A 12,407-nucleotide genomic window follows, 5' to 3' on the forward strand; every position below is an offset into this window, starting at 1 on the left:
ATGGATTTGGCCGACATCCGTAAAAAAGCCCGGGGCAGCAAGCCCGGACCGGTTAAACCGCCACGCTCGCCAGCGCCGGCAGATACTGATGTGCAGCTGCCGGTTCCGGTTGGGGCCGGCGAGCTTCCGCCACCGGCCCCGCGTTCCGGTCGCGATCGTCTTGCCGAACTCTTCGAATTTCCTGCAGAATTCGACCTGGCGACGGAGGAGAGTTACCTTGAAGGGCTGGAAAAGCAGTCCACCGAGTCGGTGGAGGATCTTCGCCAATGGCTGACCTTTTCTCTTGGCGCCGAGGACTATGCCCTCGATATCCAGCAGATCAGCGAGATTATCAAGCCCCGGGAAGTGACTGAAATTCCGCGGGCTCCCGATTTTGTCCTCGGGGTTGTCTCGCTGCGCGGGATCATCGTGCCGATTTTTGATCTCGGCCGCAGGCTGCGCTTGGCTCCGGCCGAGCTCAGCCCGGTTTCACGGATCATCGTCTGTCACGGGGAGGGTCGCAGTGCCGGTCTCCTGGTCGATCGCATCAATCAGGTGATCCGGCTCCCCGAGCGTTCTCTCGAACCGCCTCCGTCCGTACTTGCCGGTCTCGACCGGGACCTGCTTACCGGGGTCGGGCGCTACCAGGAGCGGATGTATATTTTACTTCACCTGCCGAGCGTACTTAACGCCGAGCTGGTCTGATGCCAAGGAAAGGAGAAAGCCTGTGGGCAAGAAAAAGATTCTCATCGTCGAGGACGAGGAAAGCCTGCTAAAACTGGAAAGCATCCTGCTGACCTCGAAGGGATACGAGGTGAGGGGGGTTGCCAATGGCAGGGCGGCGCTGGAAGCCATTGCCGCAGAGGCTCCCGATCTGGTCCTCCTCGATATCATGCTGCCGGAGATTGACGGTTTTGAGGTTTGCCAGCGGATCAAGGAAAATCCGGCAACGGCAAAGATCCCGGTCGTCATGCTAACCGCCAAAAAGAGCCGGGAGGATATGGCTCGCGGTGAAAAGGTCGGCGCTGACTGGTACATCACCAAGCCATTCAAGTCTGCAATGGTTATCGAAACGATTCAGCGGTTTCTCAACCGATGAAACCGCGCAACGAGCTCGCAGCAACCTCCGGTGCGGACCAGGCGAGTCGCCAGGAGATCCAGCTGGCCTGCTTTCGTATCGGTGCGGAGTATTATGCCCTCGATATCCTGCGGATACGGGAGGTCATTCGGCCGCAGAAGCTGACCCTGGTACCCAAGGCCCCGGAATTCGTCGAGGGGGTGATCAACCTGCGTGGAGTGGTGATTCCGGTCGTCGATCTGCGCAAACGGTTCGGTAGCAAGGTCGACGGTGATGGCAAAAAAGTGCGTACCATTATCTGCGTGCTGGCCGGAAAAATCCTCGGGCTGGTCGTCGACGAAGTCGCCGAAGTGCGTAATTACTCCCGCCAGGAAATCCAGCCGGCGCCCCAGTTTTTGCGGGGGCGGGGTGCTGAATTCTTTCTCGGCGTCTGCCGCCGCGGGGATGACCTGGTCATGATCGTCGACCTGGAAAAGATCTTGAGCTCCGATGAGAAGATCGATCTGCAGCAGGTCGAGTTTCTCCCCGACCGAAAGGGTGCCGGAACCGCAGCGCCCTGACTACCGACCCCCGACCGCAGGCCGGCCGGAATCCTATCCATGAGGTCGTTAACCTATGATCGTCAGTTGTCCCGAGTGTGCTGCGCGGCTGCGCCTCGATCCCAAACGTCTGGCCGGCAAGCGCGTCACCTTGCGCTGTGCCCGCTGCCGGAAAATTTTTCAGGTGGCGGTCCCTAATCCGCGGAAAACGGGAGAACCGTTGCGGGTACTGATTGCGCACAGTGACGAGGGGCTTTGCCAGGCGGTGGTGGAGATCCTCTCGCGCGAAGGGCTCAATGGTGAGGTCTGCCATGATGGGCACCAGGCATTACAGACCTTGCAGCAGAGCGGGGCTCAGGTAGCGGTTATTGATGTGGCCCTCCCCGGGCTGCTTGCATTCGAACTGATCGAGCAGTTGCGCAGTGAACCTGGACTCAAGGATCTGCGCATAATTTTGCTCTCCTCGGTTTTCAACAAGACGGCGTACAAACGCACACCGACCTCCCTTTACGGGGCCGATGACTATATCGAAAAACACCATATTCCCGATGACCTGGTACCTAAAATCAATCGCCTGGTGGCCAATGCCCGTTCCGGCTCCACCAACGCTGGCGTCAGGGTGACGGTCGGGGACGACTATGCCGCTGAACAAGGGTTCCTCGAGGCGATGAATGACAAGATCCAGCAGGCCGAAGAGCAGGAAACCCAGGCCAGTGGCGAGGACGAGGCACGCCAGAAGGCACGGCGACTGGCGCGCATTATCGTCTCCGATATTGCACTTTACAACCAGGAGCGGGTCGACGAAGGACTGCGCAGCGGCCGATTTTACGAGCTCTTTGCCAGCGAAATTGCCGAGGGGAAACGACTCTTTCTGGAACGTCACCCCGCCGGGGGGGAGGCCTCGATGAAGGTCCTTGAAGATGCTTTTGAGGCTTTTATCCGGCGCCGGCGCAGCGAACTCGGCCTCTAATCGTTAATGCAGGGGAAGATCGTGGACAAACGACGGGAACTGGAAGATCGATTGGCAGCGCAGGAGGAAGAACTGCGCCTGCAGGGGCTCAAGGAACTGGGACGGCTCGGGATCGGGGAGTCGCTGCCGGCTCTCTACCGGGCGCTCGGCGATGAAAGCTGGCGCGTGCGCAAGGAGGCTGTCGATCTCTTTCTCGCCCTGCCGGCCGCCACTTCCCTCTGCGGTGAAATCTGTGAACACCTGCATTCGCAGGATAACGCCGGCCTGCGCAACGCCGCGGTAGAAATTCTCACCCGCATTGGCCGACCATCCCTCCCGGTCCTTCTTGAAGAACTTACCTGCCAGGACCACGACGTTCGTAAATTCGCTCTGGATATCCTGGGTGAAATCGGCGACCCGGACGCTGCCCCAGCGATGGTGCGTTCCCTGGCGGATGAGGATGACAACGTTCGCGCGGCAGCGGCGGAGAATCTCGGAAAGCTGCGGTCGGTCGAGGCGGTCCCGGCGCTGCTCGATGCGCTTGAACAGGCCGATCTGCTGCTGCGGTTCACGATCCTGGAAGCTCTCGGGCAGATCGGGGCGAAAGTTCCCGTCGACCGGCTGTTGCCCCTCGGGGCTGACCGCATGGTTCGCAAGGCCCTCTTTGATTGCCTGGGGCGGGTCGGGGGGCTGGAGGCGCTGCCGGTTCTGGTCGCAGGGCTCGATGATGAAATGCGCAATGTTCGCGAGGCGGCCACAGTTGCCCTGATCGGAATCGGGCGGCAGGGCGGAGCTGACTTTTGGCGGCAGTTCGCCGAGTTGGCCGGCCCGAGTCGTGCCGATGCCCTGGTCGAACTCCTCTCCAGCACCAGCGAGGCGGTGCGGCACGCCGCCCTGACCCTCCTCGGTGCCTGCGGCGAGACCCGGCATGCGCGTCATCTGCTGACCCTCTCCGAGGATGGAGCACTGGGCGAAGCTGCCATCCAGGCGTTGACGGCGATGGGGCGACATGCGCCCTGCTCCCTTACCGAGTTGTGGCCCGAAGCCGACAACCGCACCCGGACCTGCCTGGCCTATGTCATTGGTGCCGCACAATGTCGCCCGGGCTGCGGCCTCCTGATCGAGGGGCTGGGGAGTGACGATCTGGACCTGCGCCTGATGTCGGCCCGTGCTCTCGGCGAACTGGGCGAGACCGTGGCTTTTTCTCCCCTGGTTGCCGCTTTGCAGGAACCTTCCGAGGAACTGCGTCGCGAGGCAACCCAGGCCCTGTCACGAATGGCAGCGTCTGCCGCAACCGAAGTTGTCGGGATGCTGCGTCCTCTCGTCAGCGAAGCCGACCCCGGTTTGCGTGCCGCCGCCATCCGGATTCTCGGCGTCTGCGCCGCACCCGAGGTCGGGGGGATGCTCCATTTTGCGCTCAAGGATGAAGCGGCCGAGGTTCGGCGGGCTGCAGTACGGGCCATCGAGGCCCGCCCCGGCGCGGAGCAGGTCACTTCCCTGATGCTGGCCCTGACCGACGAAGATGCCGATGTCCGAAGACTCGCCGCCGAGGCCCTTGGCGCCAGTGGCGAACAGACGGCAGTCAGCGCTCTGGAGCTCGCCCTCAAGGACGAGGATATCTGGGTGCGGGCGGCTGCTGTCCGTTCCCTCGGCCGCATTGGCGGCGCGGAGGCCGGGCGGCTGGTTGAAGGGGCGCTGGGCGACCCGGTCGGGTTGATCGCCATTGCCGCCCTTGAAACCCTGGGACAGCTCGATCCGGGGAGGCTTGAATCCGCGGCCATGCTCGCCCTCAGGCATGCCGATGAAGAGGTGGTCAACTCCGCCATCCAGCTGCTTGCCGGCAGCGGCAACCGCGCCTGGCTCGAAACCAGTGGCAGCGATCTGCTCAACCACCGTCATTGGGAAGTGCGGCTCAATGCGGCTCGCGCCATGGCCGCGCTGCTTGGTGCCGGCGCCGTTGCTCCCCTTGAGGCCCGGTTGCTGATCGAGGGGGAGGACCTGGTTCGCCAGGAACTCCAGGATCTGCTCCTCGATTACCGCTCCGTTTCCTAGGTAGGACCGCAATGCTACTGTTCGCCCCGGATATCCCGATGAGTGCTGACGAATTCCGCCTGTTGCGGGACTTCGTCTATCAGCATTGCGGCCTGAACTTCACGGAAGACTCCAAGTATCTGCTGGAGAAACGACTCGGGAAGCGGTTGCAGCATCATCACCTGAAGAGCTTCAAGGATTACTATTACCTGCTGCGCTACAACCAGAACAAGGATCAGGAGCTTTCCGAGGTTGTCGATCTGCTGACGACCAACGAAACTTACTTCTTCCGGGAAGATTTCCAGCTGCGCAGCTTCACCGAGGAGATCCTTCCGGAGATCCGTCAGCGCAAGGAGCAGATTGGCGACCGTCGGCTGCGGATATGGAGCGCCGGATGCTCCACCGGTGAGGAACCCTATACCATCGCCATGCTTCTGCTCGAGCAGCCCGCCTTCGCCGACTGGCAGATTGAAATTGTCGGGACCGATATCAGCCAGCGGGTGTTGCAGATCGCCCGCAAAGGGGTTTACGGCAGCGCCTCCTTTCGAACGACCCCCCCGTCGCTTCAGCAACGTTACTTTACCGAGGTGGAGGAGGGGAAACTGCGGATCGCCGATCGGGCCAAGAACCTGGTGACGATCAGCCACCTGAATCTTTTCGATGCCCCCCGCGTCGGGCTCCTGGGGCGGATGGATGTCGTCTTCTGCCGTAACGTCATCATCTACTTTGATCTCGCGGCCAAGAAACGGGTCATCGACAGTTTTTTTCAGCGCCTGCGCCCCGAAGGGTTTCTTCTGCTCGGCCACAGTGAATCGCTGATGAACGTCACCAATGCCTTTGTCCTGCGCCATTTTGTGCACGACATGGTCTACCAGCGGCCGGCCCTGGCGTCTGCGTTCGAGGCCAAGCCATGAGCAGGCCGGTCCGTGTTCTGGTTATCGATGATTCGGCCTACAACCGGCGAACCATCACCAAGATGCTCGAAGCGATCGCCGGAGTCGAGGTGATTGCCTATGCCTGTGACGGCGAAGAAGGCTTGCGCAAGGCCCTTGACCTCTGCCCCGACCTGATCACCCTCGACCTTGAAATGCCGCGGATGGATGGCTTTACTTTCCTGCGCATTATCATGCAGAACCGGCCGACTCCGGTCATTGTCGTCTCCGCCCGTGCCGACGACCAGAACGTTTTCAAAGCCCTCGATTTCGGCGCGGTTGAATTCGTGGCCAAGCCGACGGCACGAATTTCTCCGGATCTTTTCAATATCCGGGAGGACCTGGAGCGCAAGGTCTGCGCCATTGCCGGCACCGACATGAAGAAGGTGTTGCGGCGCAATCTGCCCGGCGACCGCCCGCGCCAGCTCCCGGCTACCCCCCGCAAGGAGGAGAGCGGCATCTGCCAGGTGGTGATCGGCTCTTCCACCGGCGGGCCACCGGCGCTGCAGGCGATCTTTTCTGCCATTCGCCAGCCCCTTGCCATCGGATTTGCCATCTCCCAGCATATGCCCCCCGGTTTTACCCGGGCCTTCGCCGAACGCCTCAACCGGTTCAGCGCGCTGCAGATTCGCGAGGCCCGGGATTGCGATGTGATGACCCCCGGGACCGTGTTGATCGCGCCCGGTGGCCGCAACCTGGTTTTCCGGCGCCGCGGCGCCGAGGTGCTGGTCGATGTCGTTAAGCCGGAAAAGGGACAGCGCTATGTCCCCTCCGTCGACGTCATGTTCCGTTCGGCTGCGGAAATTTACGGACCCCGTCTCCTGGGGGTGGTTCTGACCGGGATGGGGAATGATGGCGCCCAGGGGGTGACCCGGATCAAGGAAGAGGGGGGAAAGGTGATCGCCGAGGCGGAAGAGAGCAGTGTCGTCTTCGGGATGCCGAAGGAGGCCATTGCCACCGGCAAGGTCGACAAGATTGCCCCCCTGCCGGAGGTTTGCGATCATATCCTGCGCTTCTGCGGATATTAGATATTGCGCATGAAATGGTGGATATTTTTTCAGGGGGCTGCTAGGATTACGCCTGTTGTCAGTTCGCCATGCTATGAGGAGAACCGGGATGTCCGAACGGGATGAGGATAAGGGCCTGACAGGGAAGAAGGGTGAAGAGTTCCTGCAAATTTTCAAAAAGGGAGCTGAATTCACCCAGGACCTGCTCAAGGAGAACGAACGCCTTCGCTTTCAACTCCTGGAGTTGGAACAGGCCGCGCGTCAGCAGCAGGCTGGTAGTGGCGCGGGGGACCCGGAACTCGATCGCCTGCGGCGGCGGGTTGAGGACCTGGAACAGGAAAAACAGGAGATCCTCCACCGGATCAAGCATGTCGAGGAGGAGAACCTGGACTTTGCCAACCGCTATGTTGAGATCGAAAACGAGAACAACATGCTGGCCAACTTGTACATCGCTTCCTACCAACTCCATTCGACCCTCGATTTCCGCGAAGTGCTTCAGGTGATCACCGAGATCGTGATCAACCTGATCGGAGCCGAGGAGTTCGCCATCATGCTCCTCGATGAAAAGACCAACCGTCTGACCGCCATGGCGACCGAAGGGCTCGATCCGGAAACCCTGCCGACCATCGAACTGGGGCAGGGAATTATTGGCCAGATGGCGAAGACCGGCGAAAACTATTTCATCGAGGAGATGGAAAACTACCAGCGTGATTTCAGCCACCCGCTGGTCTGCATTCCGCTCAAAATCAAGGAGCATGTGATCGGCGTTATCGTCATCTACAAGCTGCTGGAGCAGAAGAGCCGGTTTGCCGAGGTCGATTATGAACTCTTCACCCTGCTGGCGGGGCATGCGGCCACGGCGATCTTCTCGTCCAAACTCTATTCCGAGTCGGAGCGGAAGCTCTCCACCATCCAGGGTTTCCTTGACCTGATGACCAAGTAATCGTCGCGGAGGGATTGCATGTCCACATATAAGGTTCTGGTAGTTGAAGACTCACCGACCATGCGGCAGCTGATCGTTTTCGCCCTTAAGCGAATTCGGGGGTTGACCATTGTCGAGGCCAACGACGGCGTCGACGGTCTGAAAAAGCTTTCCAGTGACAAGTTCGACCTGATCTTTACCGACATCAATATGCCGATCATGGACGGACTGAAGCTGGTCAGCCTGGCGCGGAATGACCCCGGTTACAAGGCGGTACCGATCGTCATCATTACCACCGAGGGGGCCAACGAGGACCGCGAACGTGCCCTGGCCATCGGCGCCAACGACTACATCACCAAACCGATCCAGACTATCCGCATCATCGAGGTGGCCAAGAAACTCCTCGATATGCCTGGCTGAGTCCAGAGTTCATCCTTTTGCGGCCGCTTGACAAGAGTGGCCGGCATCATGTCTAATGAGCGCCTCTCCGGGAAGACCGGAGGGGTCAATCGCTCCCAAGGAGGTCCATTTGGCCAAGGAAGAAGCAATCGAAGTTGAAGGCTCGGTGATCGAGCCACTCCCCAATGCCATGTTCCGTGTCAAGCTCGACAACGGTCATGTCGTTCTCGCCCATATTTCCGGCAAGATGCGCAAGTTCTATATCCGCATCCTCCCCGGTGACCGGGTGACTGTGGAATTGTCTCCCTACGACCTGACCCGCGGCCGAATCACCTATCGCGAAAAGTAGGTCTGTCAAAACTTCCCTGGCCCGCCCTGGCAGGCGGCGGACCGGGGGTGGTTTGGCCCTCATGCCTGCACACCACTGTTTCCTGATACCGGCACCGGCCGGTATTCCTGTTTGTAATCGGGTAGCCCATGGGCTACGGAGGAACTATGCAAGAGCGTTACAACCCGGCCGAGATCGAGTCCCGCTGGCAACAGTTCTGGGAAGAGCGTGGCAGCTACCGCGTGAACGAAAATTCCGCGGCTCCCAAGTACTACCTGCTGGAAATGTTTCCTTATCCCTCCGGCCGGATTCATATGGGGCATGTCCGCAATTACTCGATTGGCGACGTGGTGGCCCGCTTCAAGCGGCTGCAGGGGTTCAACGTTCTGCATCCGATGGGTTGGGACGCCTTCGGTATGCCGGCCGAAAACGCTGCCATTCAGCATGGCACCCATCCGGCCAAATGGACCTACGAGAATATCGCCAACATGCGCGCCCAGCTCAAGAAAATGGGCCTCTCCTACGACTGGTCCCGGGAACTCGCAACCTGTGACATCGCCTACTACCGCTGGGAACAGCTGATCTTTCTGCGCATGCTGGAGCGCGGCCTGGCCTATAAAAAGAGCTCCAGCGTCAACTGGTGCCCCTCCTGCCAGACCGTGCTGGCCAATGAACAGGTCGAAGACAACTGTTGCTGGCGCTGCGACAGCGAAGTGACAGCCAAGGAACTCGAGCAGTGGTTCTTCCGCATTACCGACTATGCCGAGGAGCTGCTGGCCGAGACCTGGAACCTGCCGGGTTGGCCGGAGCCGGTGTTGACCATGCAGCGCAACTGGATCGGTCGCAGCACCGGTTGCGAAATCGATTTCCCCATCGTCGGCCGTGACCAGGCGATCAAGGTCTTCACCACCCGCCAGGACACCCTCTTCGGTGCCACCTTCATGAGCCTCGCCCCGGAGCATCCCCTCGCTCTCGACCTCGCCAGCAACGAACAGCGGCCGGCGGTGGAAGCGTTTATCGCCAAGGTGCGCAAGCAGGAGAAGACGCGGCGCACCAGCGATGATTTCGAGAAGGAAGGGGTCTTTACCGGCACCTTCTGCCGCAACCCGGTAACCGGAAGGGAGATGCCGGTCTATCTCGGCAACTTTGTCCTGATGGATTACGGTACCGGGGCGGTGATGGCGGTCCCGACCCATGATCAGCGCGACTTCGAATTCGCCCGCAAGTACCAGCTGCCAATGACGGTCGTGATCCAGCCGGAAGGGGAGAGTCTCGATCCGGCGATGATGACCGCGGCCTGGACCGGCCCGGGCGTTTTGGTGAATTCCGGCCGTTTCGATGGTATGGACAACGAAGCAGCCAAGGAAGCGATCGCCGATGATCTCGCCGCCCGTGGCATCGGCCGGAAGACCGTCAACTGGCGGCTGCGCGACTGGGGCGTCTCCCGTCAGCGTTACTGGGGAACGCCGATTCCGGTTATTTACTGTCCCGATTGCGGTGTGGTGCCGGTTCCGGAGGCGGATCTGCCGGTCGTTCTGCCGACCGATGTCGAGTTTACCGGGGAAGGGGGAAGCCCCCTTGCCAGTGCGGCCAGTTTCGTCAACGTCGCCTGCCCGCGTTGCGGCGGTGCGGCCCGGCGCGAAACCGACACCTTTGATACATTTGTCGAGAGTTCATGGTATTTCGCGCGCTATGCCAGCCCCGGCTTCGCTGCCGGACCGGTCGATCGCGCGGCAGCCGAATACTGGCTCCCGGTCGACCAGTACATCGGCGGCGTCGAGCATGCGGTCATGCACCTGCTCTACGCCCGGTTTTTTACCAAGGTGATGCGTGATCTCGGTCTGATGCAGGTGGATGAGCCCTTCCGCAATCTCCTCACCCAGGGGATGGTCTGCATGGAGACCCGTTCCTGCCCGACGCACGGCTGGCTCTATCCCGAAGAGATCCGTGACGGCAACTGCAGCAAATGCGGTGCCCCGGCGGTGGTGGGACGCAACGAGAAAATGAGCAAGTCGAAGAAGAACGTGGTCGATCCCGATCACCTCATCAAGCGCTACGGTGCCGACACGGCGCGACTCTTTTCGCTCTTCGCGGCACCGCCGGAGAAGGACCTGGAGTGGAATGAAGCGGGGGTCGAAGGGTGCTACCGGTTTCTCAACCGGGTCTGGCGCGGGGTCTACGATAATCTTGAAATCATCGATGGCGTTGCCGTGGCGACCGCGGCCGAAGGTCACGGGCGGGAATTGCGGCGCCAGGTACATCGCACCATCAGGAAGGTCACCGAGGATGTTGACGGCCGTTTCCATTTCAATACCGCCATTGCCGCGGTAATGGAGCTGGTCAATGCCATCTATGCTTTCGAAGCCAAGCAAGAGCATCCTGCCGTGCTGCGCGAAGCGCTGGAGAGCGTGGTGCGACTGCTCGCCCCCTTCGTTCCGCATATTGCCGAGGAGCTATGGTCAGCGTTGGGCCATTCCGCAGGGCTTGACGCGGCGGGCTGGCCGAGCTGGGATGAAGCGGCCCTGACCGAGGATGAGCTGACGATCGTGGTGCAGGTCAACGGCAAGGTCCGCGGCAAGGTGAGCGTTCCGGCAACGGCGGACGAGGCGACGGTGCGGACAGCGGCGCTGGCGGAACCGAATGTTGCCCGCTTCCTGGAAGGAGCAACCGTGCGCAAGGTGGTGGTGGTTCCCGGTCGCCTGGTCAGCGTGGTAGCCGGATGATGCGCCGGCTGTGGCCGTTGCTGCTCCTGCTGCTCCTGGCTGGCTGCGGTTATCACCGTCCCGGCGAAGGGGACAGCCTCGGGGCGATCAGTACCCTGCGCATTCAGCTCTTTGCCAACCGCACTTTTGAGCCGTTCCTGGAGAATGTTCTGACCAATGCGGTAACCCAGCGTTTTCAGCGCACCCGTCGCTGGCGTCTGGTGGAAGACCCGGCTGCCGCCGATGCCATCTTCTCCGGGACCGTCCTCAGTTTCCGCAGTGACCCCGTCTCCTTCGATGCCAATGACAAGGTGCTTGAATACCGGGCGCAAATGACCGTTGCCGGCGAACTCCGCCGCCAGGAAGACGGCCAGGTGCTGTGGAAAGGGAGCGTGAACTGGAACGAGGAATATCCCGGCGGGCTCGACAAGGGGCTGCAGGATGATAACAAGGGGGCGGCGATCCGCCTCATCGCAGCGCGTCTCGCCGAGGAATTCTACTTCCGTCTTACGGACAATTTTTGAGGGATGGTGGAGCGGATGTCATGACTCCAGCGGAACTGCATCGCGCCCTCGCCGATCATAAGGTCCCCCCACTCCTCTGCCTCCACGGTGAAGAAGGGTTTCTCGTCGAGCAGGCCTGGCGCCAGATCCTCGCCGAACTGGTTCCGGCGGATGCCCGGGATTTCAATTTTCAGCAGTTCCAGGGGAAGGAAGCCCGGGCGGCTGCTGTCCTCGACGCCGTTCAGACCCTGCCGGTTTTCGCTCCGCGCCGCCTGGTATTGATCAAGAATGCCCAGGACCTCCCGACCGCCGAACAGGACGGACTTCTCGAGTATCTGCGCAATCCGCTCCCCGAATCGGTGCTGCTGCTGGTCTGCGACAAGATCGATGCGCGCCGCAAGCTGTTCCAGGCCTTCAAAAAAGTGGGCGCCCTGGTCGAATTCAAGCGCCTCTATGACAACCAGATTCCCGCCTTTATCCGCGAACGGTTGCGCATCTCTGGCAAGCTGATGACCGAGGATGCTCTCGCTCTCTTCAACCGCAGGGTTGGCAATAATCTGCAGGAGGTGGTGGGGGAACTGGAGAAGCTTTTCGCCTATCTCGGCGAGCGGGACCTTGCCGATGTCGCCGACGTGGCGGCGGTGGTCTCCGACAGCCGGGTCGACAGCATTTTTGAGCTGACCAACGCTCTCGGCAATGGCGAGAGTGGCGAAGCGTTGCGGCTACTGGGACGGCTGCTGGCTGACGGCCAGGCACCGCTGCTGGTGCTGAACCTGATCGTTCGGCATTTCCGTCAGCTCTGGCTGACCCGGGAACTTATCGACCAGGGAGGGAAAACCAGTGATGTCGCTCGACGGGTGGGGGTCAACCCCTACTTTGTCGATGGCCTGATCCGCCAGGCCCGGCGCTTTTCCGCCGGGCGTTTCCGCCGGGCGTTCGACCTTTTCCTGGAGGCGGATCTCGCCCTCAAGTCGAGTGGCGCCCATCCTGCCCCCTTGCTGGAACGGCTGATTCTGCAGATTGCCGTAATCAAATAAA

The 12,407-nt window shown here is 61.0% G+C and carries 13 protein-coding genes; all 13 read left to right on the forward strand.

Going from position 1 to position 12,407, the window contains the following annotated elements; translation table 11 throughout:
* Window positions 1–684 carry a chemotaxis protein CheW gene (locus DBW_RS08000; RefSeq protein WP_082820244.1) on the forward strand — a complete coding sequence of 228 codons (684 nt, stop codon included), beginning with the start codon at window positions 1–3 and terminating at the stop codon, window positions 682–684.
* A gap of 22 nt (window positions 685–706) precedes the next feature.
* Window positions 707–1,078, forward strand: coding sequence for a response regulator (locus DBW_RS08005; RefSeq protein ID WP_066726696.1), 372 nt, complete (start codon window positions 707–709; stop codon window positions 1,076–1,078).
* Window positions 1,075–1,617, forward strand: a complete 543-nt coding sequence (locus tag DBW_RS08010; RefSeq protein ID WP_066726698.1) for a chemotaxis protein CheW — start codon at window positions 1,075–1,077, stop codon at window positions 1,615–1,617. The genes DBW_RS08005 and DBW_RS08010 overlap by 4 nt, the downstream gene beginning before the upstream one ends.
* A gap of 55 nt (window positions 1,618–1,672) precedes the next feature.
* Window positions 1,673–2,566, forward strand: coding sequence for a response regulator (locus DBW_RS08015; RefSeq protein WP_066726700.1), 894 nt, complete (start codon window positions 1,673–1,675; stop codon window positions 2,564–2,566).
* Window positions 2,567–2,587: 21 nt separating this feature from the next.
* A complete protein-coding gene (locus DBW_RS08020; RefSeq protein WP_197463758.1) occupies window positions 2,588–4,597 on the forward strand; it encodes a HEAT repeat domain-containing protein in 2,010 nt (669 codons plus the stop codon).
* A gap of 11 nt (window positions 4,598–4,608) precedes the next feature.
* Window positions 4,609–5,490 carry a CheR family methyltransferase gene (locus tag DBW_RS08025; protein WP_066726704.1) on the forward strand — a complete coding sequence of 294 codons (882 nt, stop codon included), beginning with the start codon at window positions 4,609–4,611 and terminating at the stop codon, window positions 5,488–5,490.
* Window positions 5,487–6,536 carry a protein-glutamate methylesterase/protein-glutamine glutaminase gene (locus DBW_RS08030; protein WP_066726706.1) on the forward strand — a complete coding sequence of 350 codons (1,050 nt, stop codon included), beginning with the start codon at window positions 5,487–5,489 and terminating at the stop codon, window positions 6,534–6,536. The genes DBW_RS08025 and DBW_RS08030 overlap by 4 nt, the downstream gene beginning before the upstream one ends.
* A gap of 88 nt (window positions 6,537–6,624) precedes the next feature.
* The gene (locus DBW_RS08035; protein WP_066726710.1) at window positions 6,625–7,458 is read left to right on the forward strand and encodes a GAF domain-containing protein; all 834 of its coding nucleotides are present in this window, start codon (window positions 6,625–6,627) and stop codon (window positions 7,456–7,458) included.
* 18 nt (window positions 7,459–7,476) lie between these two features.
* Window positions 7,477–7,857 (forward strand): response regulator, encoded by a 381-nt coding sequence (locus tag DBW_RS08040; RefSeq protein ID WP_066726711.1) that lies wholly within the window; start codon window positions 7,477–7,479, stop codon window positions 7,855–7,857.
* A 109-nt stretch (window positions 7,858–7,966) separates the two neighbouring features.
* The gene (infA, locus tag DBW_RS08045; RefSeq protein WP_066726712.1) at window positions 7,967–8,185 is read left to right on the forward strand and encodes a translation initiation factor IF-1; all 219 of its coding nucleotides are present in this window, start codon (window positions 7,967–7,969) and stop codon (window positions 8,183–8,185) included.
* 146 nt (window positions 8,186–8,331) lie between these two features.
* Entirely contained in the window at window positions 8,332–10,887 is a 2,556-nt protein-coding gene (leuS, locus tag DBW_RS08050) for a leucine--tRNA ligase (protein ID WP_066726715.1), read from the forward strand.
* A complete protein-coding gene (gene lptE / locus DBW_RS08055) occupies window positions 10,884–11,390 on the forward strand; it encodes an LPS assembly lipoprotein LptE (protein ID WP_082820246.1) in 507 nt (168 codons plus the stop codon). Before leuS ends, lptE begins: the two co-directional genes overlap by 4 nt.
* A gap of 20 nt (window positions 11,391–11,410) precedes the next feature.
* Entirely contained in the window at window positions 11,411–12,406 is a 996-nt protein-coding gene (gene holA, locus DBW_RS08060) for a DNA polymerase III subunit delta (RefSeq protein WP_066726720.1), read from the forward strand.
* Window position 12,407 lies beyond the last annotated feature (1 nt).

The sequence above is a fragment of the Desulfuromonas sp. DDH964 genome (assembly GCF_001611275.1).
In the GTDB taxonomy this organism is placed as follows: domain Bacteria; phylum Desulfobacterota; class Desulfuromonadia; order Desulfuromonadales; family DDH964; genus DDH964.

Excerpts from the sequence above, each read along its gene's own strand:
- DBW_RS08015 (WP_066726700.1), top strand. The coding sequence starts at position 1,673 with ATGATCGTCAGTTGTCCCGAGTGTGCTGCGCGGCTGCGCCTCGATCCC.
- lptE (WP_082820246.1), top strand. The coding sequence starts at position 10,884 with ATGATGCGCCGGCTGTGGCCGTTGCTGCTCCTGCTGCTCCTGGCTGGC.
- DBW_RS08035 (WP_066726710.1), top strand. The coding sequence starts at position 6,625 with ATGTCCGAACGGGATGAGGATAAGGGCCTGACAGGGAAGAAGGGTGAA.
- DBW_RS08000 (WP_082820244.1), top strand. The coding sequence starts at position 1 with ATGGATTTGGCCGACATCCGTAAAAAAGCCCGGGGCAGCAAGCCCGGA.
- DBW_RS08025 (WP_066726704.1), top strand. The coding sequence starts at position 4,609 with ATGCTACTGTTCGCCCCGGATATCCCGATGAGTGCTGACGAATTCCGC.
- DBW_RS08010 (WP_066726698.1), top strand. The coding sequence starts at position 1,075 with ATGAAACCGCGCAACGAGCTCGCAGCAACCTCCGGTGCGGACCAGGCG.
- leuS (WP_066726715.1), top strand. The coding sequence starts at position 8,332 with ATGCAAGAGCGTTACAACCCGGCCGAGATCGAGTCCCGCTGGCAACAG.
- DBW_RS08030 (WP_066726706.1), top strand. The coding sequence starts at position 5,487 with ATGAGCAGGCCGGTCCGTGTTCTGGTTATCGATGATTCGGCCTACAAC.
- holA (WP_066726720.1), top strand. The coding sequence starts at position 11,411 with ATGACTCCAGCGGAACTGCATCGCGCCCTCGCCGATCATAAGGTCCCC.
- DBW_RS08040 (WP_066726711.1), top strand. The coding sequence starts at position 7,477 with ATGTCCACATATAAGGTTCTGGTAGTTGAAGACTCACCGACCATGCGG.